General features: G+C 65.4%; 29 protein-coding genes. 12 read left to right on the top strand and 17 right to left on the bottom strand.

All coding sequences use genetic code 11. The features are described from left to right. The first annotated feature begins 70 nt into the window (after nt 1–70). The 6 genes from aroC (at nt 71) to D3D02_RS15210 (ending at nt 8,280) form a co-directional block, all read left to right on the top strand. Complete coding sequence (aroC, locus tag D3D02_RS15235; RefSeq protein WP_121570851.1) at nt 71–1,222, top strand: chorismate synthase; 1,152 nt, start codon at nt 71–73, stop codon at nt 1,220–1,222. Between the two features lie 210 nt (nt 1,223–1,432). Continuing rightward, nucleotides 1,433–3,328 carry a 2-oxoacid:acceptor oxidoreductase subunit alpha gene (locus D3D02_RS15230; RefSeq protein ID WP_121570850.1) on the top strand — a complete coding sequence of 632 codons (1,896 nt, stop codon included), beginning with the start codon at nt 1,433–1,435 and terminating at the stop codon, nt 3,326–3,328. A 2-nt stretch (nt 3,329–3,330) separates the two neighbouring features. After that, nucleotides 3,331–4,269, top strand: a complete 939-nt coding sequence (locus D3D02_RS15225; RefSeq protein ID WP_121570849.1) for a thiamine pyrophosphate-dependent enzyme — start codon at nt 3,331–3,333, stop codon at nt 4,267–4,269. A gap of 117 nt (nt 4,270–4,386) precedes the next feature. Then, nucleotides 4,387–4,815 (top strand): HTH-type transcriptional regulator LrpA1, encoded by a 429-nt coding sequence (gene lrpA1, locus D3D02_RS15220; RefSeq protein WP_121570848.1) that lies wholly within the window; start codon nt 4,387–4,389, stop codon nt 4,813–4,815. Between the two features lie 234 nt (nt 4,816–5,049). Beyond that, nucleotides 5,050–6,444 carry a DNA polymerase IV gene (locus tag D3D02_RS15215; RefSeq protein WP_121570847.1) on the top strand — a complete coding sequence of 465 codons (1,395 nt, stop codon included), beginning with the start codon at nt 5,050–5,052 and terminating at the stop codon, nt 6,442–6,444. A gap of 84 nt (nt 6,445–6,528) precedes the next feature. Next, nucleotides 6,529–8,280: an ATP-binding protein gene (locus D3D02_RS15210; RefSeq protein WP_121570846.1), complete on the top strand. Its 1,752-nt coding sequence runs from the start codon at nt 6,529–6,531 to the stop codon at nt 8,278–8,280. 101 nt (nt 8,281–8,381) lie between these two features. Here D3D02_RS15210 and D3D02_RS15205 read toward each other — a convergent pair whose 3' ends face one another. The 11 genes from D3D02_RS15205 to D3D02_RS15155 form a co-directional block, all read right to left on the bottom strand. Further along, nucleotides 8,382–9,137, bottom strand: coding sequence for a DICT sensory domain-containing protein (locus D3D02_RS15205; RefSeq protein ID WP_121570845.1), 756 nt, complete (start codon nt 9,135–9,137; stop codon nt 8,382–8,384). Between the two features lie 31 nt (nt 9,138–9,168). After that, on the bottom strand, nt 9,169–9,813 hold the full coding sequence (tpiA, locus tag D3D02_RS15200) for a triose-phosphate isomerase (RefSeq protein ID WP_121570844.1): 645 nt from the start codon (nt 9,811–9,813) through the stop codon (nt 9,169–9,171). Nucleotides 9,814–9,924: 111 nt separating this feature from the next. Continuing rightward, nucleotides 9,925–10,470, bottom strand: a complete 546-nt coding sequence (locus D3D02_RS15195) for a multiprotein bridging factor aMBF1 (RefSeq protein ID WP_121570843.1) — start codon at nt 10,468–10,470, stop codon at nt 9,925–9,927. 139 nt (nt 10,471–10,609) lie between these two features. Next, on the bottom strand, nt 10,610–11,716 hold the full coding sequence (locus tag D3D02_RS15190) for a S1C family serine protease (protein ID WP_121570842.1): 1,107 nt from the start codon (nt 11,714–11,716) through the stop codon (nt 10,610–10,612). 77 nt (nt 11,717–11,793) lie between these two features. Further along, complete coding sequence (locus D3D02_RS15185; RefSeq protein ID WP_121570841.1) at nt 11,794–12,414, bottom strand: CDP-alcohol phosphatidyltransferase family protein; 621 nt, start codon at nt 12,412–12,414, stop codon at nt 11,794–11,796. Further along, the gene (locus D3D02_RS15180) at nt 12,411–12,953 is read right to left on the bottom strand and encodes an adenylate kinase family protein (RefSeq protein ID WP_121570840.1); all 543 of its coding nucleotides are present in this window, start codon (nt 12,951–12,953) and stop codon (nt 12,411–12,413) included. Before D3D02_RS15180 ends, D3D02_RS15185 begins: the two co-directional genes overlap by 4 nt. Beyond that, nucleotides 12,950–14,047, bottom strand: coding sequence for a histidinol-phosphate transaminase (gene hisC, locus D3D02_RS15175; protein ID WP_121570839.1), 1,098 nt, complete (start codon nt 14,045–14,047; stop codon nt 12,950–12,952). The genes D3D02_RS15180 and hisC overlap by 4 nt, the downstream gene beginning before the upstream one ends. Before the next feature lie 218 nt (nt 14,048–14,265). Next, nucleotides 14,266–15,903, bottom strand: a complete 1,638-nt coding sequence (locus D3D02_RS15170) for a GMC family oxidoreductase (RefSeq protein ID WP_121570838.1) — start codon at nt 15,901–15,903, stop codon at nt 14,266–14,268. After that, nucleotides 15,893–16,498 carry a twin-arginine translocation signal domain-containing protein gene (locus tag D3D02_RS15165; protein WP_121570837.1) on the bottom strand — a complete coding sequence of 202 codons (606 nt, stop codon included), beginning with the start codon at nt 16,496–16,498 and terminating at the stop codon, nt 15,893–15,895. The genes D3D02_RS15170 and D3D02_RS15165 overlap by 11 nt, the downstream gene beginning before the upstream one ends. Nucleotides 16,499–16,622: 124 nt before the next feature. Then, nucleotides 16,623–17,354, bottom strand: coding sequence for a fumarylacetoacetate hydrolase family protein (locus D3D02_RS15160; protein ID WP_121570890.1), 732 nt, complete (start codon nt 17,352–17,354; stop codon nt 16,623–16,625). A 231-nt stretch (nt 17,355–17,585) separates the two neighbouring features. Continuing rightward, entirely contained in the window at nt 17,586–18,263 is a 678-nt protein-coding gene (locus D3D02_RS15155) for a TIGR00266 family protein (protein ID WP_121570836.1), read from the bottom strand. Nucleotides 18,264–18,383: 120 nt separating this feature from the next. Between D3D02_RS15155 and D3D02_RS15150 the strand changes: the two genes are divergently transcribed. Together D3D02_RS15150 and D3D02_RS15145 are read left to right on the top strand one after the other, a co-directional pair. Next, nucleotides 18,384–19,100, top strand: a complete 717-nt coding sequence (locus D3D02_RS15150) for a metal-dependent hydrolase (RefSeq protein WP_121570889.1) — start codon at nt 18,384–18,386, stop codon at nt 19,098–19,100. 92 nt (nt 19,101–19,192) lie between these two features. Next, nucleotides 19,193–19,591 (top strand): OsmC family protein, encoded by a 399-nt coding sequence (locus D3D02_RS15145; RefSeq protein ID WP_121570835.1) that lies wholly within the window; start codon nt 19,193–19,195, stop codon nt 19,589–19,591. A 24-nt stretch (nt 19,592–19,615) separates the two neighbouring features. On the opposite strand, the gene D3D02_RS20970 is transcribed toward D3D02_RS15145, so the two are convergent. From D3D02_RS20970 to D3D02_RS15135, 3 genes are all read right to left on the bottom strand, one after another. After that, nucleotides 19,616–19,789: a hypothetical protein gene (locus tag D3D02_RS20970; protein ID WP_199723118.1), complete on the bottom strand. Its 174-nt coding sequence runs from the start codon at nt 19,787–19,789 to the stop codon at nt 19,616–19,618. Nucleotides 19,790–19,849: 60 nt separating this feature from the next. After that, a complete protein-coding gene (locus D3D02_RS15140; RefSeq protein ID WP_121570834.1) occupies nt 19,850–20,440 on the bottom strand; it encodes a DJ-1/PfpI family protein in 591 nt (196 codons plus the stop codon). 65 nt (nt 20,441–20,505) lie between these two features. Next, the gene (locus D3D02_RS15135; RefSeq protein ID WP_121570833.1) at nt 20,506–21,372 is read right to left on the bottom strand and encodes an HAD-IIA family hydrolase; all 867 of its coding nucleotides are present in this window, start codon (nt 21,370–21,372) and stop codon (nt 20,506–20,508) included. Nucleotides 21,373–21,536: 164 nt separating this feature from the next. Here D3D02_RS15135 and D3D02_RS15130 point away from each other — a divergent pair, with 164 nt between their 5' ends. Both D3D02_RS15130 and dpsA read left to right on the top strand, forming a co-directional pair. Further along, the gene (locus tag D3D02_RS15130; protein WP_121570832.1) at nt 21,537–22,328 is read left to right on the top strand and encodes a GTP cyclohydrolase III; all 792 of its coding nucleotides are present in this window, start codon (nt 21,537–21,539) and stop codon (nt 22,326–22,328) included. A gap of 291 nt (nt 22,329–22,619) precedes the next feature. Further along, on the top strand, nt 22,620–23,165 hold the full coding sequence (gene dpsA, locus D3D02_RS15125; RefSeq protein ID WP_121570831.1) for a DNA starvation/stationary phase protection protein DpsA: 546 nt from the start codon (nt 22,620–22,622) through the stop codon (nt 23,163–23,165). 37 nt (nt 23,166–23,202) lie between these two features. Here dpsA and D3D02_RS15120 read toward each other — a convergent pair whose 3' ends face one another. After that, nucleotides 23,203–23,385 carry a hypothetical protein gene (locus D3D02_RS15120; RefSeq protein WP_121570830.1) on the bottom strand — a complete coding sequence of 61 codons (183 nt, stop codon included), beginning with the start codon at nt 23,383–23,385 and terminating at the stop codon, nt 23,203–23,205. Between the two features lie 229 nt (nt 23,386–23,614). On the opposite strand from D3D02_RS15120, the gene D3D02_RS15115 reads away from it, so the two are divergent. Both D3D02_RS15115 and D3D02_RS15110 read left to right on the top strand, forming a co-directional pair. Continuing rightward, a complete protein-coding gene (locus tag D3D02_RS15115) occupies nt 23,615–23,824 on the top strand; it encodes a hypothetical protein (RefSeq protein WP_121570829.1) in 210 nt (69 codons plus the stop codon). Nucleotides 23,825–24,053: 229 nt separating this feature from the next. Next, nucleotides 24,054–24,248 (top strand): hypothetical protein, encoded by a 195-nt coding sequence (locus D3D02_RS15110; RefSeq protein WP_121570828.1) that lies wholly within the window; start codon nt 24,054–24,056, stop codon nt 24,246–24,248. An 18-nt stretch (nt 24,249–24,266) separates the two neighbouring features. Here D3D02_RS15110 and D3D02_RS15105 read toward each other — a convergent pair whose 3' ends face one another. Further along, nucleotides 24,267–25,283, bottom strand: coding sequence for a cytochrome d ubiquinol oxidase subunit II (locus tag D3D02_RS15105; RefSeq protein WP_121570827.1), 1,017 nt, complete (start codon nt 25,281–25,283; stop codon nt 24,267–24,269). Next, nucleotides 25,276–26,682: a cytochrome ubiquinol oxidase subunit I gene (locus D3D02_RS15100; protein WP_121570826.1), complete on the bottom strand. Its 1,407-nt coding sequence runs from the start codon at nt 26,680–26,682 to the stop codon at nt 25,276–25,278. The genes D3D02_RS15105 and D3D02_RS15100 overlap by 8 nt, the downstream gene beginning before the upstream one ends. Nucleotides 26,683–26,890 lie beyond the last annotated feature (208 nt).

Genomic DNA, 26,890 nt, shown 5'->3' with positions numbered 1-26,890 from the left:
ATTCGTTCCCCCGCCCGGCGATTGCGCCTTTCTGCAACGTATATATGGCCGGAACCACGACGGCGAGGTAATGAACGGGAACCGATTCGGCCGGCTCTTCCAGGTCACCACCTACGGCGAGAGCCACGGCGATGCGATGGGCGTGACTGTCTCGGGCTGTCCGGCAGGGCTCGAACTCGACGAAGACGACGTGCAGGCCGAACTCGACCGGCGCAAGCCGGGACAGTCTATGATCACGACTTCACGGGGCGAACCCGACGCGGTCGTGATCAACTCCGGCGTCCAGGACGGCTACACGACGGGGACGCCGATCGGGATGGTCATCGAGAACAAGGACGCCCGATCGGGCAAGTACGAGCCCTACGTCACGGCGCCGCGGCCGAGCCACGGCGACTTCACCTACTCGGCGAAGTTCGGCACGCGCAACTGGGGCGGCGGTGGCCGCTCGTCGGCGCGCGAGACGGTGAACTGGGTCGCGGCCGGCGCGGTCGCGAAGAAACTCCTCGAAACGCAGGACGTACAGGTCAAAGCGCACGTGAACCAGATCGGCGACATCGAGGCGCCGGCGGTGTCGTTCGAGGAGATGCTCGAACACACAGAAGAGAACGAGGTTCGCTGTGCGGACCCCGAGACCGCAGAAGAGATGCGCGACCTGATCGACGAGTACCAGACCGAGGGCGACTCGATCGGCGGGTCGATCTACTTCGAGGCGCGCGGCGTCCCGCGAGGCCTGGGCGCGCCGCGATTCGACTCGTTCCCCTCCCGGCTCGGGCAGGCGATGATGTCGATTCCGGCGACGACGGCGTTCGAGTTCGGTCTCGGGACGGAAGCCCGCGAGTGGACCGGCAAAGACCGCAACGAGGACTGGGAGTTCGACGAGAACGGCGACCCGGTGCCCGAGGGCAACAAACACGGTGGCCTCCAGGGCGGCATCACGACCGGCCAGCCGATCTACGGCGAGGTCACCTGGCACGCCCCGACCTCGATCCCGAAAGAGCAGAAGACGGTCGACTGGGAGACCGGAGAGGAGAAAGACATCCAGGTCGTCGGCCGTCACGACCCCGTCCTGCCGCCGCGTGCCGTCCCGGTCGTCGAGGCGATGCTGAATCTCACGATACTCGACTTTATGCTGCTCAGCGGCCGGATGAACCCCGATCGGCTCGACGATCAGCCGGGCGAATACGACACCGAGTATCACCCCTCAATCCCCGACAACGAGTGACGGTCTAGCGGGCGAGCGACGAGAATAACAAATAATTGCTGGGTCTTTTTGCAAAACGGTTGTGAACGTCCAGTTATTTTGCCGACTAGCGTGCTAAACGTTCACATATTAGGTCCATCATCATCTTTCCTTGGTAACTTATAGCAAAGGCTTTAATCGATTCCTTCCGAAAGTTTTCGGTAGTGGCCCACACGGGCCGTGAGCTCAGATATGACTGACGACGAACTCATCTGGCGAATCGCGGGTGGTTCCGGCGACGGGATCGCCTCGACGAGCCAGAATTTCGCGAAGGCCCTGATGCGAGCGGGCCTGCACGTATTCACGCATCGTCACTACCCGTCGCGCATCCGTGGTGGCCACACCTATACGGAAGTCCGCGTCTCCGCGGACACCGTGAAATCGCGCGGTGACGGGTACAACTTCCTCTTGGCACTGGGCGACTCCTTCGCTCGGAACCCCCAGGAGAACGCATACTACGGCAACGAGGAGGTCAAGCCGCTCTCGGAGAACCTCGACGAACTCAACGACGGCGGCGTCATCGTCTACGACTCCGGACTGCTCGACACCGACGACATCCCGAACTTCGACGAGCGCGTCGAGGAGAACGGCTGGCACGTCTACGACATCGACCTCCGCACGATCGCCCGCGAGCACGGCCGCGAAGTGATGCGGAACACCGCGGGCGTCGCCGTCACCTGCGCCATCGCCGGCATCGAACCCGAAGTCATCAAGAGCCTGATGGACGACACGATGCCCGAGAAGATCTTCGAGCCGAATATGGCCGTCTTCGACGACGCCTACGAGACTGTGCTCGAAGAGTACGACGCCGACGCACCCGACGTGTCGGTTCCGGAGGGCGAACACGACGAGGAGCAGGTCCTCATCTCCGGCTCGGACGCCATCGCCTACGGCGCACTCGACGAGGGATGTCGCTTCATCGCTGGCTACCCGATGACGCCGTGGACCGAGGTCTTCACCATTATGTCGCAGAACCTCCCCGAGGTCGGCGGCATCTCCGAGCAGGTCGAAGACGAAATCGCGGCGGCGGCGCTGGCACTCGGTGCCTCACACGCCGGCGTGAAGGCGATGTCCGGATCGTCGGGCGGCGGCTTCGCGCTGATGTCCGAACCGCTCGGCCTCGCCGAGATGACCGAGACGCCGGTTGTCCTCGTCGAAGCGATGCGTGCCGGTCCCTCGACCGGGATGCCGACGAAGCCCGAACAGGCCGACCTCGAACACGTCCTCTACACCTCGCAGGGCGACTCCCACCGCGTCGTCTTCGCGCCGTCTGACGCCGCGGAGGCGTACAAGCAGACGCGACGCGCGTTCCAGATCGCCTACGAGTACCAGATCCCGTCGATCGTCCTCTACGACCAGAAGAACGGCGGCGAGCTTCAGAACGTGTCTGCAAGCGTCTTCGACGAGGAGCCGAACGCGGACCTCGGCTCTGTCATCACCGAGGAGGAACTGGTCGACGCACCGCACGACCCCTCCGGGAAGTACAACCGCTTCCAGCACGACGTCGAGGACGGCGTCAGCCCCCGGTCCATTCCGGGCCAGAAGGGCGGCCGCTACCTCGCGACCGGGAACGAGCATATGCCCGCCGGGCACATCGCAGAGGACCCCGACAACCGCGTCAATCAGGTCGACCGACGGATGGAGAAGATGGAAGCCATCCGCGCCGACCTCGACGCCGACGAGGAGACGAACACCCACTACGGGCCTGAGGAAGCCGAATACGGCATTATGACGTTCGGCTCCCAGCAGGGCACCGTCGAGGAGGCCGTCGACCGACTGAACGACGACGGCCACTCGGTGAAGATGCTCGGTGTCTCCGAGATGGCGCCGTACCCGATCGAAGAAGTCACCGAGTTCGTCGAGAGCGTCGACGAGGTGCTCGTCGTCGAGATGAACGCCTCCGCGCAGTTCCGCGGCCTGACCCAGAAGGAACTCGGTCGCTACGGCGAGAAGCTCTCGAGTCTCCTGAAGTACAACGGCAACCCCTTCGAGCCCGCCGAGATCGTCGACGGGTTCGTCACCAGCATCGTCGAGGACGGGACGCTGCCCGGCCACGAGACCAAGTTCGTCCCCGCAGCGAGTGATTAACTATGAGCGCATTCAGTGCAATCGGCGAACACGCCGAACACGACCGTAACGAGTACACGCCCGGCCTCGAACCGCAGCCTACCTGGTGTCCCGGCTGTGGCGACTTCGGGGTCCTGAAGGCCCTGAAGGGCGCGGCGGCCGAACTGGGCCTCTCCCCCGAGGAGATGCTCGTCTCCACCGGCATCGGCTGCTCGGGCAAACTGAACAGTTACTTCGACAGCTACGGCTTCCACACGATCCACGGCCGATCGCTCCCGATCGCGCGCGCGGCCAAACTCGCCAATCCCGGCCTGACGGTCGTCGCGGCCGGCGGCGACGGCGACGGCTACGGCATCGGTGGCAACCACTTCATGCACACCGCTCGTGAGAACCACGACATCACCTACATCGTGTTCAACAACGAGATCTTCGGGCTGACGAAGGGCCAGACGTCGCCAACGTCGCCGAAGGGCCACAAATCGAAGACCCAGCCGCACGGGTCCGCGAAGGACCCGATCCGGCCGCTGTCGATGTCGCTGAACGCCGGCGCATCGTACGTCGCCCGGACGGCCGCAGTCAACCCCAACCAGGCGAAAGACATCATCGTCGAGGCGATCGAACACGACGGGTTCTCCCACGTCGACTTCCTCACTCAGTGTCCGACCTGGAACAAGGACGCAAAGCAGTACGTCCCCTACATCGACGTCAACGAGTCCGACGACTACGAGTTCGACAACACCGACCGCTCGGAAGCGTCCGAGATGATGTTCGAGACCGAAAACGTGCTCCACGAGGGCACCGTCCTCACGGGCCGGTACTACGTCGACGAGGACCGCCCGTCCTACCAGCAGGAGAAACAGCGCATCGGTGAGATCCCCGAAGAACCGCTCGCAGAGCGATACTTCGACGACGACTACGAGTGGGAACGCGTCTACGACACGTTCCTCGACAAGCACAAGTAACAGCGCTGAATCGGCGGTATCGACGGCTCACGCGCCCCGTTTCGGGGGTGTTTCGGCGTTGAGAGTTCGGTTTTTCTATTCGGAAGGTATTTTTTCCGGCAACCGAAACATACCGGTATGGAGACTACCTCGACGGAGGGCCGGATCCTCGACGTTCTCGAGGACGACGCCCAAGCGTCGTACGCTGAGATCGCAGAGCGGGCGGACGTCTCGAAGCCGACGGTTCGAAAGTACATCCGGAAGATGGAGGAGGAGGGAATCATCGTCGGCTACTCGGCCGACGTCGACCCGAAGAAACTCTCGGAGACGTCTATCGCTCTCGTGGGCCTCGACGTCGCCTCCGAGCGGTACGTCGAAGCGACGCGCGAACTCAAAGCTCTCGATGCCGTCGAGTCGCTGTACACCTCCTCTGGCGATCATATGCTGATGGCCGAAGTTCGTGCGCCCGACGGCGACGCACTCGGCGAAGTCATCTCCGAGCAGGTGCTCTCGATCGAAGGGATCACGGCGGCACACCCCTCGTTCCTGCAGGAACGGCTGAAGTAACTCGACTGACCGCCCGCTGCAGCGACGCGCGTCGAGGATTCCAAGCGTCGCGACCGCGACGCGCCCTCTATCCGCTCTACTTTCACTCCGCTTTGAGAACGCTATAGTGCGCTCGCCGTCTACGTCCCGACGTTCGTTTCACGACGGGCGAAAGACCGTGATGGCTTCCGACCGCTCCCGCTTCCGACGGACCGAGCGCACTCCGCGCAGCGTGCCGGCCGTCCGGGGGCGCCGATGAGCGGCGAAACCCTGCCGGGCGTCACAGAGCGCGATCCATCGCGGATCGTTCTCCACGTGGATATGGACTGCTTTTATGCCTCCTGTGAGCGCCTTCGCGAACCCCTGTTGCGAGGCGAGCCTGTCGTCGTCGGGATGGGCTACGAGCGCGGCGAGACGTTCGGAGCGGTCGCCACCGCGAGCTACGAGGCCCGCGAATACGGCGTCGAGAGCGCCCAACCGATCTCACAGGCGCTCGATCGACTCCCGCGCGCCGAGAGCCAAGAAAGAGACAGCGACGATGCCGGCGAGGTGGCCACTGCCGGCGAGGCGGCCCCCACCGGCGAGACAGCCCTCAGCGACACCGATTCCGAAGCGGTCGGCTACTACCGGCCGGTCGACCTGGAGTTCTACCGCTCGGTTGCAGCGTCGGTCAAAGAGATCCTTCACGAGTGCGCAGACGTCGTCCGGGAGGTCAGCATCGACGAGGCGTACCTCGACGTGACCGACCGAACCGCCTGGCAGCGCGCCCCGGACGGCGACCGGACGCTCGCGGAGGGCTACGCACGACACGTGAAACAGCGGATCGCCCGCGAGGTCGGCGTTCCCGCGAGCGTCGGCGTCGCGCCGAATATGTCCGCCGCGAAGATCGCCTCCGATCACGACAAACCGAACGGTCTCGTCGTCGTCGAACCCGGGACTGTCCGCGATTTCCTGGCCCCGCTCTCGGTCGACGCCGTCCACGGCGTCGGCCCCGTGACGGCGGACCGACTCGCGACGATGGGCGTCGAGACCGCGGGCGACCTCGCCGAGGCCGATCCGACCGCGCTCCGGGACGCGTTCGGTTCGCGCGGGCCGGAACTCCACGACCGCGCCCGCGGCATCGACGACCGCGAGGTCACGCCGACCGGCCGACCCAAGAGCCTCTCTCGGGAGTCGGCCTTCTCGGAAGCGACCGACGACGACGAACGAAAGCGCGAGACGGTGACGGCGCTCGCGGCCGACGTCGCTGCACGCGCTCGCAACCGCGGCGCGACGTACCGTACGATCGGAATCAAAGTGGTCGTGCCGCCGTACGACGTCAACACCCGCGAGCGGTCGCTGCCCGGTCCGGTCGACGACCCCGCGCTCGTCGAGGAGGTCGCCTTAGAGTTGCTCGCGGAGTTCGACGACGACGACACCCGCAAGGTCGGCGTCCGCGTCTCGAATCTCTCCTTCGCGGACGGCGAACAGTCCCAACTCGACGGGTGGGAGGGGGCCGGATCAGCGGCCGCCGACGTCGACGGCAGCGTCGACGGCGACACCGACAGCGAGGTCGGTGCCGAGACCCGCCCCGACGGACGCGGCGTCTCCGAGGGACCAGGCTACGGCGACGGCCAATCGTCGCTGGATCAGTTCGATCCCGGCGAGTAGTCGGGGAGGTGCGCATCGCCGAGCGGCCAGCGTCGTCGCCGCACGGGGAAGGAACTATGCCCCGCGAGGGCGAGCACCCGATAGATGACCGAGGATACGGAGACGATCGCCGTCGCGAACGTCAGCGCGGGGCCGGGTGGCGACGGCGACCACGAACCGGGGACGTCCGTCGAGCTACCAGTCGTCGATATCCTCACCGGGCGAGGGTTCATCACGGGCAAATCCGGGTCCGGAAAGTCGAACACGGCGTCCGTGATGATCGAGAATCTGCTCTCGAACAACTTTCCAGTGCTCATCGTCGACACCGACGGCGAGTACTACGGCCTCAAAGAGCAGTTCGAGTTACTGCACGCGGGCGCCGACGACGAGTGCGACATCGTCGTCAGCCCAGAGCACGCCGAAAAGCTCGCGAATCTCGCGCTCGAACAGAACGTCCCGATCATCCTCGACGTCTCCGGCTACCTCGACGAGGACGAGGCTCAAGAGTTGCTGACGGAGGTCGCGAAGAAACTGTTCGCGAAAGAGAAGAAACTCAAGAAGCCCTTCCTGATGCTCGTCGAGGAGTGCCACGAGTACATCCCCGAGGGCGGCGGGATGACCGAGGCGGGGAAGATGCTCATCAAGATCGGCAAGCGCGGCCGGAAGCACGGCCTCGGGATCGTCGGCATCTCCCAGCGCCCCGCCGACGTCAAGAAAGACTTCATCACCCAGTGCGACTGGCTCGTCTGGCACCGCCTGACCTGGAACAACGACACGAAAGTCGTCGGGCGGATCCTCGGCTCGGAGTACGCGGACGCGATCGAGGAGATGGACGACGGCGAGGCGTTCCTCGTCACCGACTGGTCGGAGTCGCTTCGGCGGGTCAAATTCCACAAGAAGCAGACGTTCGACGCGGGAGCGACGCCCGGTCTCGACGACTTCGAGCGCCCGGACCTGAAGTCCGTCGACGGCGACCTCGTCTCCGAACTGCAGGACATCTCCGACGAGAAAGCCCGCCGCGAAAGTGAGATCGCCGATCTCAAACAGGAGTTAGAGAAGAAAGAAGCGAAGATCCGACAGCTCGAACGCGAACTCGAAGAGGCGAAAGACCTCTCACAGATGGCCGACCAGTTCGCGCAAGCGATGTTCCAGACGGCCGAAGCGCCGTACCGCGGCGGCGACGGCCGGAACCTGGCCCGGTCGGAGGACCAGCAAGCCGCGCTTGATCAGTACGACGAAGGGGAACGAGCCGGGGCGTCGAGCGACGGCGGGACCGAGGAGGCGCCCACGACTGCCACGGCTGACGCCAGCCAAGAGCAAGAGGAGGCCGTCACAGCGGCCGCCGCCGGCGCGTACCCGGGACTCGACGCCGACGTCGGCGCCGACGGCGACGTCGACATCCAACCGTCGACGGACGCCGACACGGCACCTGAGCGCGCTCACGAGGGGACGGCGATGCTGACCGGGCGAGCAGACGTCATCGAACGCTTGCGGAACGTCGTGTCGTCGTTGCCGCCGGCGTCCCGACGGATGCTCGCGTTCTACCGCGAGATCGACGCCTGTGATCCGGTCGACGCCCACGTCGCCGCCGGCGAGGTCGGTGACAAGCAACTCGCTTACAGTCGCAACCGGCCGCTCCGTCGCGCGGGGTTCGTCGAACACGTCGGGCGCGGCCGCTACGCGTACGCCCTCCCGGACCTCGTGCGCCAGGAGTTCGCCGACCGGCTCGACGACGAAGAGCTACGGGAGGTCGTCACGGCCGTCGAAGCCGCGTTCCGCCCCGGAACGTCTGAGCAAGCAGCAGGCGAGGCCACTGTAAACGGAGAGGACAGGGACGTCGAAGCCGGCGACGACTGATACTGAATGTCGGGAGTCCGCATCGGCGCTCACCAGGCCGTTCGGCGAGCATCGATGAACAACTGCGATAACCACTACGAGCGGAGAGTCCGCCACCTTGGTCACAACTGACGGACGATGTACTCGTTGATGTCCGTCACCAGCGACGGCCGGTACGTCCAGAATCCGGTCCACTCGTTTGGGCTTTCTTCGAGCGCGAGCAGCGCGACGTGTTCGTCGCCGCCCGCCGGCGGCGTGTAGACGACGAACCACGATTCCAGAAAGTCCTGTTCGTATCCCGCGTGAATCGTGATCGTCGACTGCGGCGACGGTTCCCATCCCGGCGTGCCGTAGACGTGGACGTCGACTGGGGAGTCGTCCAGCCGCCGGTAGACCTGGTGCGTTCCGATCTCGTCTTCGATCCGCGAGAGAGATTGAAACGACGCGCGCAGCGTCCCCGACTGCTGCTCCCACGCGGTCTGTTCGATGTGTCGGGAAACCAAGATCAACAGCAGCTTTTCGGAGTGCGATTCGGGGTAACCCCGAAGGAAGAAGGGGATCTCATCTAGCTCCTGCAGGACGGCTGGAAGTTCGACGTCCGCTAACTGCCGTGCGCCGGTGACGAAGAGGTCGGAGTTGACCAACAGGATCGCGTCCTGGAGGTCCCGGAGCGACGACCTGGCGACGACAGTCCCGTCTTCGACGATCAAGACCACGTCCTCACCTTCGTCGTCGAGATCGCCCTCGTCGACATCGATCGGCTGGTCCGCGAACGTCTTCTCCAGCATTCGTTGAACTGGCTCCGGGGCGTTTCGATCGAGCACGACGAGGGACCGCTCCGGCGACTCGATCGCGTCGAGGAACTGTCTCAGTGTCATCAGAATTACCGAATGAGGGTCTGTGCGGGTCTTACAGCGGTTCGACGAGGGCTTCGAGCGCCGCGCGTGGGTCGTCCGCCTTCGCAACGCCCGAAGCGAGGAGGATTCCGGACGCGCCCAGGTCGCCCGCGGTCGCGACGTCCTCGCCGGAAGAGATGCCCGCGCCGCAGTAGACGTCGACCGCCTCGTCGACGTTCCCGGCGGCGGCGACGGCGTCCTCGACGATTTCGGGATCGGCCGTCGCCACCGAGACGTCGCCGCCGATCAGTTCCGGCGGTTCGACGGCGACGCTGTCGGGTGCGAGCGCGGCCGCGGCACCGATCTGCGCGGGGTTGTTCGCACAGACGCACGTTTCCAGGCCAGCGCGCTCGGCCGCGCGGACGGCGGCGTCGATGTCCGCGAGTTTCAGCCGCTTTTCGGAGTGGTTGATGAGCGTGCCGACCGCGCCGGCATTGGCGACGGACTCGGCGAGTGTGCTACCGGTGTGGCTCCCGTAACCGTTCGGATCGACGTGCTGGGCCCACGTCTCGACGCCGGTGTCTGCGACGCGGGCGATGTCGGCCGCTTGCGGAGAGACGGCGATTCGGACGCCGGAGGCCTCCGAAACGTCGCGCGCGGCGGTCGCGACCTCGATGGGGTCACAGGGATAGGCTTTGAGATTGACTAAGATGAACACGTTCCCTCCTGGGCCCCACGACACAAAATAGGTTGCTCCTCACGTGCTGCCTCTGGGTCTGAGATGTCGCGTCGCTCAGGGATGAAAGCGCAAAACCGAGACAGAGCCGCGTCAGTCCTTGCGCTTGACGACGTCGCCGAGCGTCGTGGTCGTCGACGAACCGCCAGACCACTCGCTGTCCTCGCCGTCGCCGCCTTCGACGAGCGAGATTTCGAGTTTGCGTTCGAGTTTCTTCTGTACCTCGTCGGAGGGGAGAATGTCGCCGCGTTCGAGTTTGCGGATGAGGCTCGCCTTCTCGTTGAGCGACTGCGCGAGGTCTTCCTGACTCAGTCCGCGGTCTTCGCGCGCCTCGCGGATCCGGCGGTCGTAGTCCGAAGCGATCTCGTCCATATCGTCGAACATATCGCGTCGCCGTCGGCTGGAGCCGCCGGACGACCCGCCGCCGGCAGACGAGGACGTGCTCGACGCGCTGGAGGACCCCGACGACTCGCCTGAGGAACTCGACGTCGAGTACTTCGTCGACTGAGAGGAACTCGACTCAGTGCGGACCTCGGTGCCGAACTCCTTGCAGTCGTCGCACAGTTCGAGTTCGGCCCCTTCGACCTTGACCGTCGTCAGGGACGGCCGTTCCTTGCCGCACATCTCGCACTGGGGCATATACTCCGTCGTAGTCGAGGGGGCGATATAAAGGACACGCCGGCCGTGCGCCCGCGGCGCCAGACAGCGCCACGAGCGCGGACGACGACACGGAACAGATACGGGCGCAATACAGCACGAACGCGGCGACGACAGCGACTCAGGCGGGTCGCGCCCCGAGTTCGACCTCGACTGTCAGTTCGGTCCCGTCGCGGAGCAGTGTCAGTTCGACCGTGTCGCCCGGACGCGTCTGGAGTGCGAGGTAGCTCCCGAGGTCCTCGGTCGTCTGGATCCGCTCGCCGTCGATCGCTAGGAGCACGTCGCCGCCGACTCGCACGCGCCGCCCGTCAACGACGCGGATTTCGGTACCGCCGCGAACGACGCCCGCGGCGGGGCCGTCCTCGTCGACCGCGGTCACGAGGACCCCGCGGGGCGTCGCCATCCCGTTGGCGCGAGCCAGATCGGGCGTCAGGCCGAGCAGCGTGACACCGATGTATGGATGCTCGAAGCGGCCGTCCGCTATGAGCGCCGGCACGACCCGACGAGCGAGAGCGGCCGAGATACCGAACGCGATGTTCTCGCCGCCGCCGGAGCTGATCACGGCGACCACCCGGCCGTCGAGCGAGACGAGCGGCCCGCCGCTGTTCCCCGGGTTGACGGCCGCGTCGGTCTGGATCGCATCCGGGATGCGCGACCCCGTCGGGGCCGGGATCCACCGATCAGTGCCGCTGACGATCCCGGCCGTGACGGAGCCGTCGAGATCGAACGGATTGCCGATCGCGACGACCTCCTGGCCGACGACGGCGGGCTCCGCGGCGAACGAGAGCGCCTCGACGTCCGGCGCCGACTCCGGGAGCGCGATCACTGCCAGGTCGCTGTGGGGGTCCGTGCCGACGATCTCTCCCCGGCTCCACCGGCCGCCGCTGAATCTGATCTCTGCCGTCGCGGCATCGTCGACGACGTGCGCGTTAGTGACGACGTACGAGGGGCGGGCGACGAACCCGCTTCCCTGCCCGGTGTCGGTGCGCACCAGCACGACCGAGTCGCTGACCTGGCGATACACGCGAGTGTAGGGGCTCGTCGCTGTCTCGGTCGCGGTCGCCGTTTCGGTCGCCGTCTCAGCTTCCGGCGTCTCCGACGACGTCGTGCCGGCTGGCGTTTCGGTCCCCGTACGCGGAGCCGCCGTGTTACAGCCCGCGAACGCGGCCAGTATCGCGGTCCCGCCGAGTTCGAGCAGGCGCCTGCGGGTCGTGGTCGGATCGGCCATCCTTGCTAGTGGTTTGGGAGATGGGCTTTTGTGTACTCCGGACTCGCCGGCAGACGTGCCGTTCGAGGCCCGACGCGCTACGAGAGGTCGGACCACGCGCCCCAGAAGCGCTGGAGCGCCGTGAGATGCCCCACGACGGCGAAGAAGACTAACAGCCAGCCGACGACGCTCAGCCCGACGACGCGGACCGGCACGGCGGCCAGCGCGAGCGAGACGGCAGCGACGACTGCAGCCACGCCGATGAGCGCGAGGCGGTCCGCGCGCCCCACGAGGCCGCCGTACTCGCGACCGAGTCCCACGGCCTGGATCTGCGTGCCCAGATACGAGGTCATCAGGACGCCCGTGACCGCCGCGAGACCGAGCGCGTAGCCGTCGATGCCGGCGGCGAGACCGACGAGCATCGCGATGTCGGCGTAGCGGTCGAGGACGTGATCGAGCAGGTCGCCGCCCTCGCTGGAGACGCCCTGCGCCCGTGCGAGCGCGCCGTCGACGAGGTCGAGCCAGCCGTTGGCGAAGACGAACAGCGCGCCGAGGGCGTACCAAAGCGGCGTCGCGAGGTAGAAGGCGCCGCCGGCCGCGACCGCGAACCCGAAGGCGACGACGCTGACGCCGTCGGGACTCAGCCCGAGTCGGTCGGCGGCGGCGACGAACGGGGCGAGCAGTCGGTCCGCGAGATCCCGGTACTGGTCGAGGGTCACAGGTAGTCGATGAAGTCGACGATTCCCACTCGGGACTCTACTTCGCCCTCCATCGCGGCGACGACGTCGTCGGCGACCGCGTCGGGCGTTCGATCGGTCGTATCGATCTCCCAGACGTCCCCCTCGCCGTGGCGCTCGACCGCCTCGGCGAGGATCACGTCGAGCGCCTCGCTCTCGGCGTTCTCAGCCACGGAAGCCTCGGACTCGCCGCGCTCGCGGAGCCGGGGCTTCAGCACGTCGGGACGACAGCGCAACACGATCACCTGGTCGGCGTCCAAGAGGTGCGACAGGTGTGACTCGACGAGCGTCTCCGCGTCGCTCTCGCCTGCGACGCGGTCCTCGTGCTCGTCGAGCCACGCTTCGACGGCGTCGAGATCGGCGACAAGCGAGTCGCGCTCGGCGTCGCGCTCGTCGAAGAGGTCCGCCTCGCGTATCGCGTCGTTGAGGTGGACGACGTCGACGCCGGTCCGTTCGGCGACCAGTTCGGAGACGGTCGTCTTGCCCGTCCCGGGCGTGCCGGTGAGCGCGATGCGCGTCACGGCTCGGTCGCCTCCGGCCGGACCTCGGCGACGACTTCGTTGAGTACGTCGACCGCACGTTCGGTCTCCTCGCGGGTGCCGCAGGAGATCCGGACGCACTCGGGCAGGCCGAAACTGGAGGTGTCGCGGACGATGACGCCGCGCACCTGGGTCGCCTCGGCGACCGCGGTCGCGTCACCGACCTCACAGAGGACGAAGTTGCCGCCAGAGGGCCACGTCGGCACGTCGAGGTGCTCGTGGTAGTACTCGCGGGCCCACTGGGCGGTCTCGACCGAGCGCTCGAGGTGCTCGCCGTCGTCGAGCGCGGCGAGCGCGGCGCGACAGGCGATCTCGTTGGCGGCGAAGGGCGTGTTCACGCGGGCGTAGGCGTCGGCCCAGGCCTCCGGGACGGCGGCGTAGCCGATCCGCAGGCCGGCGAGGCCGTAGGCCTTCGAGAACGTTCGCAGCACCGCCATATTCTCGTACTCGTCGAGGAGGTCGATCGAAGAGGGCTCGTCGGCGTATTCGGCGTACGCCTCGTCGACGACGAGGAGCGTGTGGTCCGCGACGCCCTCGGCGAGCGCGCGGATCTCCTCGCGCGGCAGGACCGAGCCAGTCGGATTGTGCGGCGTCGTGACGAAGACGATCCGTTCGCCGTCGTACGCCGAGAGGACGCCGTCGGCCGTCTGCTCGAAGTCGTCGGCCTTCGAGATGCGGTACGACGACGCCTCGCCGTGGTGGTACCGCGCCGACATCGGGTAGTACGAAAAGCCCGGTTCGGGGACGAGAATCTCGTCGCCGGGCTCCAGAAACGCCCGCGAGAGGTAGTCGATCGCGCCGTCAGCGCCGGCGCTCACCCACACCTGCGAGGAGTCGAGGCCCCACTGCTCGGCGATCCGGTCGGTGAGATCCGTGTGCGACGCCTTCGGATAGACGTTCACGTCGGGCGCGGCGGCCTCGACGGCCGCGACCGCGTCCGGACTCGGCCCGTGCGGATTCTCGTTCGAAGACAGTTTCGTCAACTCCTCGGGGTCCATCCCGAGGTCGCGGGCCACCTCCTCGGCTCCGCGTCCGGGTACGTACGCCTCGTGCGCGGAGAGGTCCCTCGGTTGCATACTCGTACGCTGTCGCCCGCGGGTCTTTAAGGGTGCGTCTCAGTAGCGCCTGGCGCGCTCGGAACGGCCCGCTGATTCCCGGTGTGAACGGAGGTTTATATACAAAGACGCGGCCAGCGACCCCGTGACGTAGAATCTGCCCCGCGTCGGGTTGCGGTCGTTCGGCACGTCGACGCGGGATTTCAGCCTCTGTGCCGACTGCTCGCCAATAGAAGCCACTAGCGGTCCGACAGCGACGCCGACAGCGCGTCGGCCGTCCGTAACGAGAGCGCGGCGATGGTCAGCGTCGGGTTCATCGCACCGCCCGTGGGGAACACTGACGACCCGACGATCCAGAGGTTCGAGAGGTCGTGCGTCCGGCAGTCGGCGTCGACGACGCTCTGTCCGGGATCCGACCCCATCCGCGTGGTTCCCATCTGGTGGTACGCGGGACCGGTGCTCTCGGGGCCGACTGTCCACTCGATCGACGCGCCGAGTTCCTCCAAGATCGCGTGCTGGATCTCGTTCGCGCGCCGGATCGCTCGCTCGGTTCGCTCACCGAGCGACCACTCGACGTGCGGGACCGGATTCCCGTGGTCGTCGCGGCGGTCCGGATCGAGCGTGATCCGGTTCTCGGCGTCGGGCAACTGCTCGACGAGACCGCCGACCGCGACGTGGGTGCCGTACGACTCGCTGAGTTGCGCTACGAGCTCGTCGCCCCAGGTGTCCGCACCGAGCGCCTCGATGACGGGCGAGGGGCCAGCGTAGTTGAGGAACTCCAGCTTCAGCCCTTCGACCGGCTCCGTGTCGTCGTAGAACTGGTGCGTCTCGCTGGTGTTGAAGCCGACGTGATTCTGCCGAGTCGGTTCGTCGAGACGCCCACCAGCGCCAGCGAACAGGTGATCCATAAAGAAGCGTCCGACAGCGCCCGAGGAGTTCGCTAAACCGTCGGGATGCTGCTCGGACGCCGACAGCAGCAACAGCCGCGCGTTCTCGACGCCGCCACAGGCGAGGACGAACTGCCCCGCCGTCTGTCGGTGTTCGGTCCCATCGGGCGTCGCATACACCGCGGCTTCGATCGTCTCTCCCGCCTCGTCGTGTTCGAGGCGCTGGACTGGCACCCGGTCGATCACCCGCGCACCGGCGGCTTCGGCCTTCGAGACGTGAGACTCCGCGGTGTACTTCGCCCCGGAGGGACAGACCGGCTTACATGTCCCGTAGCCCAGACACGGGGCACGGTCATCGTAGGGCTCGGAGTTCCGCGCGTTCGGCACCGAGTGCATATCGATCTCTAGCCGCTCGCAGGCCTCCGCAAAGAGGGAATCCGAGTACGACGGGGGGAACGCCGGGAGCGGGAACGGTGCCTCGCGTGGCGGCGCGTAGGGGTTGTCCATCGCGCCTGCGACGCCGAATGCGCGCTCCGCGTCGGCGTAGTACGACTGGAGGTCGTCGTAGTCGATCGGCCAGTCAGTGCCGACGCCGTAGCGCGTCTGCATCTCGAAGTCGCGCTCGTGGAGCCGCATCACCATCCCCTGCCAGTGCAGCGTCGACCCGCCGACGCCCTTCACGCGCGCCGCGTTCAGCGGATAGTGTCGCCCTTCGGTACTGTAGGCGTCGCGCGGACCGCCCATCTCCCACGGGTCTTCCATCCCCGGGCGGATGTGCCGTTCCTGCTGTGCAGTGCGTTCGGAGAACTCGAAGCGCGGTCCCGCTTCGAGGACGACGACGTTCGTGCCCTCGTCTGCGAGTCGGTGCGCGACGAGCGCACCCGCTGGCCCTGAGCCGACGACACAGACGTCCGCGCTGGGCGAGGGCGTTCGGTCGACACCGTCGCCGACACCACCGTCAGTTCCGCCACTGCCGCCGTCAGCGCTCATTTGTCCCTCCACTGCGCTCGGTCGACGAGGACGACATCGACGCGCGCTGGTAGCTCTCGATGCCGCCGGGATGGCCGATCGGATTCTCGATGCCGACGAGTCGGCCGCCCGTCGCCGACGAGTAGAACGCGAAGAGCAGGTCGTTGACGACGTAGAATCGGATCCGTTCGGTGATCGTTCCGTCAGCCACCGGCTCCGCCGTTTCGACACCCAGATCGCGGAGCAGTTTGTCGCGGACGTCGGCGTCGAGGTCGGCGTAGGGTTGCCCGCGCCAGTCACGTGCCACGGCGTCGAGTTGGGCCGCCGCCTCCTGAAGCCCCTCGCGGTACACCGGCCGGTTCTCGGTCCGACCCAAGACGTACGTTTCGACGAACGTGCGGCGACCGTCGACGCCACTCGGGTAGACGACCTCTGCGGCCGCGTCCAGTAGATCGAGGAGGTCTGTCGAGAGCGTCGGCTCCGCTGCCGACCCGCTACCGGCGTCCGATGCGGCATCTGCCCGTGGCGGATCGTGCCGTCCGGCGAGAACGCCGCCACCGACCGTCGCCCCCACAGCGGCCAGCGCCGCCAGCGCATCGCGTCGAGTCAGTTCCACGAAATCGGATTAGGCGAGCCTAAACTTATGGATTTTCCTTCGTCGGCGCAGAGGAGAGTCACTGGGACGTGTCCGCTCGTCCTCGAAATAAACGGAAAATGTCGACGGCGAACGTTGGTGGCCGCTATGGGATTCGGACGTCGTGTTCGAGGACGCCGACCCCTTCGACTTCCACTTCGACGGTGTCGCCGTCCGAGAGCGGGCCGACGCCCGCGGGCGTGCCAGTCGCGATGACGTCGCCCGGTTCCAGCGTGAGATACGTCGTGATCTCCTCGATCAGTTCGGGAACGGGGAACGCGAGGTGGTCACGCGAGGACGACTGCTTCGTCTCGCCGTTGACGCGGAGTTCGATGTCGGCGTCGTCGGGGACCTCGTCGGGACTCGCGAGGACCGGCCCCATCGGCGCGGCGTTATCGAACGCCTTCCCGCGGACCCAGTTCTTCTCCTTGCGCTGGTCGTCGCGATTCGAGAGATCGTTCAGGCAGGTGAAGCCCGCGACGTAGTCCATCGTGTCTGCGGCATCGACGTTCCGGGCCTGCTTTCCGATGACGACAGCGATCTCGGCCTCGTGGTCGATCTGGTCCTTCCCAGCGGGCAGCGTGACCGTATCGCCGTGGCCCGCGAGTGTGTTCGGGGGCTTCAGGAACAGGAGTGGTCGGTCCGGGATCTCGTTGTCCATTTCCGCCGCGTGATCGGCGTAATTCCGGCCGATACAGACGATCTTGTCCGGATCGCTCGGTGGCAGTACGTCGACCTCCTCTAGGTCGTACGTCTCGCCACCGAAGGAGACTTCCTCACCGTGCCATTCGCCCTGTCGAATCGACCCTGCGGGGTCTCGGAATCTAACGGTGTGCACGTCGGAACCGACGGCGCGGCGGTGTTTCGTTCTTTCTATCTCGGAAACGACGGAGGGCTTCCACGCCCGTGTGTCGAGTTTCACGAAAGAGTTACGGAGGCTGTCGGCGAGGTGTGGCCAGCGCTTCGAGGGCGTCGTCGCTGCCGACGCTCATAGGGACTATCGTAACTGTTTGGAGATTCTCGCCGTACCGTCCGGCGGGAAATCTATGAGAACTTACGATAATCCCTATCAGTTGCCGCTCGACTGCGCTGGCAGTTGCGGCGCGAGCCACGCGACGAACGCGTCCATACTCCGCGATTGGAGCCAGACCGTGCCGGTGCCGCTGAACTCACAGACCAGGCCCTCGCCGCTCGTGAGCGTCGATCGCAGGCCACCGACCCGACGGACGGTGAAGTCGAGCGACTCCTCGAAGGCGACGATGTGGCCCGTATCGATGACGAACGGCGCTTCCTCGGCGACGTCGACCGGATGAATCGCCCCGTAACTCGACAGGAACAGCGGGCCGCTCCCACTCACTTTCAGGAGGAACAAGCCTTCGCCGCCGAAGAACGTGCGTCCGCCGCCGAACTCCGTGTCGACGTCGAGGTCGGCGTCACCCGCGAGGTACGATCCGGACTGGACGTACACTGTCTCATCACCGAGGTCGAGGTGAGTGATGTCGCCTGGCAGCGGGGGCGCGAACTGGACGTCGCCGGCGGCATTCGCCGTGAAGGTGTTCTGGAAGAAGCTCTCGCCGGCGAGCGAGCGCTTGATCGAGGACAGAAAGCCGCCCGTGGCGTTCGTCTGCATCTCGATCGTCGTGTCGTGGGAGACCATCGCGCCCGCCTCCGCTCGAATCGACTCCTCGGCGTCGAGTGAAACGGTCAGGAGGGCGAACGATGGTTGGTAGTTGATCTCGTGGTCCATACTCACACGTCGACGGCCGAGAATATATACGTGATCGACGAGTGTCACTTGTGTACATTTCTCTCTATCGACAGTACGCTTTATTGTCGATCCGGAAGAATATGCTAGCGGACGATGACGATGGAACTCACCTGGCACGGCCACTCCACGTGGCACGTCGACGTCGACGGCACGACTTTCCTGATCGATCCGTTCTTCTCGAACCCGAAGACCGAGCTCTCGGCTTCGGACGTCGAGACGCCGGATTACGTCCTCTTGACGCACGGCCACGCCGATCACATCGGCGACGCCGACGCGTTCACCGACGCGACAGTCGTCGCTGTCCCGGAGCTGACCGGGTATATGGAGGAGGAAGTCGGCTTTACAGACAGCATCGGGATGAACATCGGCGGTACCGTTGAGTGCGGCGAGGCGTTCGTGACGATGCACCGCGCGGATCACACGAACGGACTCAACACGGGCTACGAACACAGCCTCGGGATGCCCGCCGGCTTCATCATCAGCGACAAGAAGCCGACCCAGGAGTCGGACGCGGACGCGACGACGTTCTATCACGCCGGCGACACCGGCCTGATGTCCGAGATGAAAGACGTCATCGGACCCTACCTCGAACCCGACGCCGCTGCGCTCCCGGTCGGCGATCACTTCACGATGGGACCGGCGCAGGCCGCCATCGCGACCGATTGGCTCGGCGTCGATCACCTCTTGCCGATGCACTACGACTCGTTCCCGCCGATCGAGATCGACACCGACGACGTCGTCCGCGAGGTCAAAGCGACGGGATCCTCCGCGGAGGTCCACGTCCTCGACGGCGACGAATCGTTCACGCTGGAGTGAGTCCCGAAACTCCCGTCACAGTGCAGTCCGAGCGTCACCGCTCGGTCCGGTAAGTAACCTTTAGGGCCGTCCCTTCCGTCCCTCCGGACGGAATGAGCGACATTCAGACTTCGACCGTCAGCGAGGAAGGCTTCGCGAGTACCAGCCAGGTGGGCGAATTCGAGCTCACTATCGACGCGCTCGACGAGGCTGGGCCGAACCCGAACGCCGTCCTCGTCGCCGACTACGCCTCCTGCTTCCTCCCCGCGTTCCGCGTGGGCGGCCAGCAGCGTGGCCACGACGACCTCGGGAAGGTCCAGATCGACGCCGACGCTGACCTCGACGAGGACGACGACCTCGAAGCCATCCGCTTCGACATCTACGTCGAAGCCGACCTCGACGACGAGACGCTCGCGACGATCCTCGAGCGCGCGAAAGACGTCTGTCACGTCCACTCCGCGCTCCGAGAAGAACTCCGCGCGGACGTCACCGTTCACGGCGACGCCTTCTAACTGCGGCCGACTCGAAACCCGCGTTCAGCGCCGGTGATAGGCGCGGAAACTCATCGCCTGGCCGTCGGCGATGATCACGTCCCGGCCTTCCGGATCCGGCAAGGCCGCTTCTTCGACTTCGTCGTGTGAGACGTACGGTTCGGCAGGCTCCGGGGCGTCCTCGGAGTAGACGTACGGACTGTTCGGCTGACTTTCCATACTGTGAGGAACGCCGCGATAGTATATAAATATTTGTCAGACGTTACCACACAGCAAATATCAGTCGTCTGCGGCGGCCGGAACGCCAGCGTCGATCTCAGTCCCGAGGAGGTCGAGGAACGCGGCGAGCCACTCCGGATGGTCGGGCCACGCCTGCCCCGTCACGAGGTTGCCGTCGACGGTCACCTCGTCGACCCACGAACAGCCGGCGGCTTCGACTTCGGCGCGTACCGCCGGATAGGCGGTCATCTCGTAACCGTCGAGGACGCCCGCGGCCGCGAGGATCTGCGGCCCGTGGCAGACTGCCGCCACCGGTTTGTCCTCCTCGAAGAAGTGCCTGACTGCGTCGAGGACCGCGTCGTACGTGCGGAGATATTCGGGTGCCCGCCCGCCGGGGACGACGAGCGCGTCGTAGTCGCTGGGGTCGATCTCTGCGAACGTCGTGTTCACCTCGAAGTCGTGCCCGCGCTCTTCGAGGTACGTCTGGTCCCCGCGGAAGTCGTGGATCGCCGTCTTGACCGTCTCGCCCGCTTCTTTCTCCGGACAGACCGTGTCTACGTCGTGGCCGACCATCTCCAGCGCCTGGTACGGAACCATCGTCTCGTAGTCTTCGCCGAAGTCGCCGACGATCATCAGGATCTTCTTGCCCATAATCCATCGCGATAGACGGACCGAGATCTGTTATACTTATTGTCCGAAACGAATGTTTTCTCGGACTACACGTCTCCCGTATCCGCGAGAAGTTCCGGAAGTTCCGCGAGCGAGTCGAGCACGTAATCCGGTTCGATCGGCGACGCTGCGAGGTCTGTCTCGTCGGTCACACCGGTCCGGACGAGCGCGGTCGTCATCCCGGCGCGCTCGCCGAGAGCGACGTCGGTGTCGAGTCGGTCGCCGACGACGAGCACGTCCTCGGGCGGGAGGTCCAGGTGATCGAGCGCCATCGCTCGCACCGTGTCGCTCGGTTTGCCCAGAACGATCGAGGGGTCTCGCCCGGCGACGTTCGCGATCGCGTCGATCACCGCACCCGACCCGGGAACGTCACCCTCCGGCGCGGGGATGACGGTATCGGGGTCCGTGCCGACGAACGTGACAGAGGAGTCTTCGAGGAGCCACAGCGACTCCCGGAGCGTCTCGTAGTGGAAGTCCCGGTCGACCGATGCGACCAGGACGTCGGGAGTGGCACCGCCGTCCATCTGTGCTTCGGCGTCGCGGTCGGTCGAAGACGCGGCAGCCGCGGCGTCCGTCCCGGATCCGACTGCAGTCACTGAGAGGCCGGCCGAGCGGAGGAGTTCGACGAGGCCGGATTCGCCGACCACGGCGATCTCGTCGCTCGCGTGGTGCTCGGTGAGGTACGCCGCAGTCACGGTGCCCGCAGTGATAACATCTGAAGCGTCCGCCGCGATGCCGGCGCGGCCGAGTCGGCGCTCGTACGCTGCGGGCGGCTTCGTCGGGTTGTTGGACACGAACAGTCGGCGGAGGCCGGCGCGTTCGACGGCCGCGAGGCCGACGTCTGCTCCCGTGATCGGTTCGTTCCCCCGCACTAGCGTCCCGTCCACGTCGAAAATGACTCCGCGAACACCCATTGACGGTGGTAGGGACCTGGTGGTGTTGAACGTAGCGGGCGCGACGGTGGAGTCAATCGGCCGGTTCTATTGCCGTTCGTTATTGGCCCGCACGTTCCAAAAATGAGACGGTAAACTAATCTGATACGGAAAGAACGATATACGCTACGTCCCAGAGGACAGATGTGACGAACTCCCAGCTCACTCTCGTTCAGATCGATAACTACGGGCCGTGGACCGTGACGCCCGAGCCGCGCCGCGAGATGGACCTCCAGACCCTGCAATCTCGCCTCTTCGCCGACCTCGCGCAGTTCATCGGGAGTCGCGACGGCTACGCCTTCTTCACGCGCTTCGACAATATGGTCGCGATCACCAACGGGCTCGACGAGGCGGACCACGAACTCCTCCAGGAGTCGATCGGCAACCGCTATCCCGTCACCATCAGTCTGGGAACGGGGACCGATCCATCGCCGGTCGAGGCGCTCGAATCGGCGACTGCGGGGCTCCAGCGCGCCGGCTCCGCGCAGGACGGCGACCGCCGCGAGGTGCTCGCGGGTGAGTACCTCACCGAGAGCCGCCGAACGCCCGGCGACGTCCAGATCGCTCACTTCGACGTCAACGACGCGACGGGCAAATACACAGACCGGCTCAACGAGTTCGACTCCTTCATCCAGATCGAACAGGGGTACGCGGCGGTGATGCGCTACCTCCGCGAGGAGTACGGCGCGCTCTCGTTCTTCGTCGGCGGCGACAACATCATCTCGATCTGTCCAGCGATGGACGAGGCCGACTACCGCGACGCGATCGAGCACGTCGAGGCCGAGGCCGGCGTCGAGCTCAAAGTCGGCGTCGGGATCGCCGACAACCCGCATACCGCGGGAATGGACGCCAAGCACGCGCTCGAAGAGTGCCGCCACCACGAGACGATCGTGGAGATGAGCTACCCGCAGGAAGATATCGGCATCACGACCGACTGATAGGGATCGTAACTGTTCGGAGAGTCTCGCCGTACCGTCCGGCGAGAAATCTATCGTAGCGTTTGCAACTGATTACACAGCCAATCGCACGACTAAGTGCGGTTCGGTGCGTGAAGACTTGCAAACGCTACTATATGAGCACGTACGATAATCCCGCTGAACGGTACTCTCGACGGCAGATCGAGTCTGCCGTCGCTGGTCCATCCAGGCATAGAATATATTTGTTTTTACCAAAAAGATGTTTCCGTCGGTCGAAGTATTAAGTCCGTCGCGAACCAACCGTTGGCTGCGATGAGCACCCAAGAGACGGTCCGACAGCACGCCGACGAAGTCGAGGGAAGCGAGGCGCTCCGCATCGACGCCGAGAAAGCATCACAGCTCGTCGACGCGCTGAATACGGACCTCGCGTCGACGTACGTCCTCTACCACCAGTTGAAAAAGCACCACTGGAACGTCGAGGGTGCGGAGTTCCGCGATCTCCACCTGTTCCTGGGCGAGGCCGCCGAAGATGCCGAGGAGTTCGCCGACGAACTCGCAGAGCGCGTGCAGGCGCTCGGCGGCGTCCCAATGGCCGGGATGACGTCACTCGACGAGCACGCGCCAGTCGAAGCCGAGGACGAGGACGTCTACGACGTCCGCACGTCGCTCCGGAACGATATGGAGATGTACGGCGACATCATCGAGACGCTCCGCGAGCACATCGAACTCGCGGCGAACCTCGGCGATCAGACGACCGCACATCTCCTCCGGGAGAACCTCATCGAGGTCGAAGAAGCGGCCCACCACATCGAACACTACCTCGAAGACGACACGCTCGTCAGTATGGAGTCGGAGTAGCGTCGTTCAGAGGTGTACCGTCGTCGGAGCGCGCTCCTCAGCGGTGGAGTGCGACGACGGATTCGGCATCGAACGCGATCCATCCATCGCTGTTGCCGTCTTCGGTGAAGACGACGCGGTCGGGCGAGGACTGGTGTGCTGAGATGTCAACCGTCGCATCGGCGGCCGCTTCGTCGCGTTCGTTCGTGGGTTCGGAGTTCACCGCGTCGGTGCTATCCATTATCGGAGAATGACGCTCCACCTGATATAACGTTTTTGGTGGGCCTAAAATTCTGCCACGAGCAGACGAGAGGGGCTTCTCAGCTCCGTGAGGCCTGCTACTACGGAGATGACTCTCAGAAATGAGACGCTGTGAAATTATTTCCGACAGATCTGCTCCCCTTCGAAAAGACGATCAGATAATCACCCGCAACTGTGCGTTTTAGGCCGTTCGAGCGTTAAAACTAGATATGAGTCAACTGGGTTCGTTGCGGCAGGACCGAGACCGAATCAACAGTTCGCTGTTCGTCGCCGGCGTCGCGATCATCCTCGCGAGCGTCATCGGAGCCGCCTGGATGCTCAGCCTCGGCGACATCGTAACGGCGCTGGGCCTCGGCCTTCTCATCGCCGCCGGCGTATTGATGAGCGGCATCGGGCTCTCGAAGAAGGCGACGCTCTGAGCCGTCTCAGAGGCCGATCGGTATCGACGACGTACCACGACGACGAACCGACGCCTCTCCCGAGAGGTGCCGTCCCCACGATTTACTCGTTCCCCTCCCTGTCCCATCCCAGCGATGATACCCGTCTCCTTCCATCAGCACCGACCCGCAGCGAGACGTACTGGTCACCGACTGCGTCGAGACCGACACCGAAGCGCGAGCACCGCGGCACGACAGAGGTGCTGTCGTCGTGAGTGACCGCGGCGCCTTCGAAACCGAGACGCTGATGCTACTGCTGTCACTCCTGGTGATCGGGTTCTTGATCGGCGTGGGCGTGCTCCAGTACACGCTCACTGGCGACCCCGGGAACCTGTTCCGCAACCTCGGGATCGGCGCGATCCTGTTGGCGTTCAGCGTCGGGTTCTACCGGCGCTGGAGCGAGTAAAAAAGCGGCTGGCGGCGTTCAGGCGTAGGATTCTGCTTCTTCGACTGGTCCGCTGAACGCCGAGTAGAGGACGTAGAAGTACGTCGCAATGAGGGGCAGCAAGAACGCGGCCCCGATCGACGTGAGATTGAGCGGCAGCGTCGAGACGATGGCCTCTCCGACGGCGAGTCCGGTAACCGGGTCGATCATCGGATACAGGAGTGTCGCGACGAGGGCGACGAGCCCGTACACCTGCCCGGCGACGGCTACGAACGCGACGTACCAGCGGCCGAGTCGGCTGGCGACAGCGTACGTGGCCGCGAGCAGGACCGTCGCGCCGAGCAGCGCGAGCACCGGGACTGAGAGGAGCGTGACGTGCTCCACCGCTTGTGAGCCGACGACCACTGCAGCCACTGCGAGCAGCAGGTACACGACCTGTGCGAGCAACCCCATCGCCCGCGTCTCGCTTCGGACGTCACCACGCGTCTTCACGCCGAGGTACGCCGCGCCGTCGACGATCGTGAGCGCGACGACTGCGAGGCCGACGAGCAGGCTCGCGACCGACACGAAGCCGTCGACGCCGAACAGCCAGTTGCCCGTGAAGATCCCCAAAAAGAGGGGCGCGGTGACGCTGCCGACGACGAACGAGCGGCCCCACCAGCGCTGCCAGGCCTCGTCGTGCCGCTGTTCGTACATCTCCGGCGCGAGCCCGCGGAGGATGAGCGCGGCGAGGATGCCGAACATCAGCAGGTAGTGCCGGCTGAACAGGTCGGCGTAGATGGTCGGGAAGACGGCAAAGAGCATCCCGCCGAAGACGACGAGCCACACTTCGTTCCCGTCCCAGAACGGCCCGATCGCCGCCAGCAACTGCTCGCGCTCGGCGTCCGTCGTCCGCGTCGCGAACAGCGCCCCGACGCCGAAGTCGAAGCCGTCGAGGAACAGAAACGTCCCGAGCACGGCGAAGATGAGACCGAACCAGAGCTTCGCTAACGGGAGCCCGAACAGCGGGCCGTCCGCGAGCGTGGAGAGCGTCGTCGCAGCGAGGAGGTCAGTCATCGCTCGGGATGACCCCCACGGAATCGGGCGCGTCGCGTTCGCGTTCGGGCGTCGGCGGCTTCGTCGGTGCTTCGTTGCGGATGATGCGCGCGATGACGTACGTGTAGAGCCCGAGCAGGGCGGCGTACACGCCGACGAAGCCGGCCAGCGTCACGAGCGCTTCAGCGCCCGTTAGCCCCGGTGAGACGCCAGCGTGAGTCTTCAACACGTCCTGGATGACCCAGGGCTGTCTGCCGACCTCGGTGACGATCCAGCCCAACTCTACGGTCAGGATGCCGAGGACCGACGAGCCGACGAGTGCTTTCGCCAGCAGGTCGTCCTCGAACAGCGTTCCCTGGTACCAGCGGAAGCCACCCCAGAACGCGAGCAGGATGAACCACATTCCGAGGCCGACCATCGCGCGGAACGCCCAGAAGACGATGGCGACCGGCGGATCTTCCGTCGGAACGTCGTTCAAGCCCGTGATGGTGGCGCCCGGATCACCCCCGCTGGCCAGGATCGATGCGAGGAACGGCAGTTCCACGACGAAGAGGTTCTCCGCGCGCGGATCGGTGAGGCTCTCCACGCTCGTCGGGAACGCGAGGAGCTTCAACCCGACCGAGGAGTCGGTCTCGTATTGGGCCTCCATCGCGGCGAACTTCTGCGGTTGGGTCTCTGCGACGTGTCGCCCGTAGGCGTCGCCGTGGATGGCCTGGAACGGTGCCGAGACCAGGAGCACCGCGATCGCGATCTTCATCGTCTTGCGCCAAAACTCGGTGTCGCGGTTCTGCCAGACGAAGTAGGCGGCGACGCCGGCCATAAACAGCGCGACCGAGAGAACGGCCGCGTTCTGCATGTGGACGTACATCCACGGGAACCGCGGGTTGGCGTAGGCGGCGATCGGGTCGACCAGCAAGACGATCGGCTGGCCGCTCTCCATCGCGATATCGAAGCCGCGTGGGGTCTGCATCCAGGAGTTCGCGATCAGGATCCAGACCGCCGACAGCCACGTGCCGAGGCCGACGAGGACGCTCGACAGCATATACAGCCGATCGGAGACGCGCTCGCGGCCGAAGATGAAGATGCCGAGGAACGTCGCCTCGAGCATAAACGCCATCATCCCTTCGATCGCGAGCGGCCCGCCGAACAGTTCGCCCGCAGTCTTCGAGAACGCGGCGAAGTTCGTCCCGAACTCGAACTCTAGGACGATTCCTGTGACGGTACCGACGACGAAGCTGATCGCGAAGATCTTCGTCCAAAAGGACCTGAGTTGTTCGTATATCTGTTCGTTCGTCCGAATCTCTTTCCACGTGAAGTAGATGAGGAAGGGCGCGAGACCCATACTCATCACTGGGAAGATGATGTGGACGATCGTCGTCACCGCAAACTGAAGTCTGCTGGCGATGACTGGGTCGATCATTCTCGTGTGGGAGTGCGGATGGATTTCGGTTGACTGGCTGTGCTACGTGCGCCGTTTCGTGGGCAGCGTTACTGCTGCTTGGTGACGAACCACCAGTCGTAGTAGTCGAGTTCGTCGTCGTCTTCGGCTTCGGCTTTGCGTTCTTCGGCGTCGGCGTCGGTGCCGGGGGGCGACAGGAGGACGCGGTCGCCGAATTTCTCGTTTTCGG

Source organism: Halobellus sp. Atlit-38R (genome assembly GCF_003665925.1).
Lineage (GTDB): Archaea > Halobacteriota > Halobacteria > Halobacteriales > Haloferacaceae > Haloquadratum > Haloquadratum inordinatus.
The sequence above is the reverse complement of the archived record's forward strand: the minus strand, read 5'-3'. Positions and strand labels throughout refer to the sequence as shown.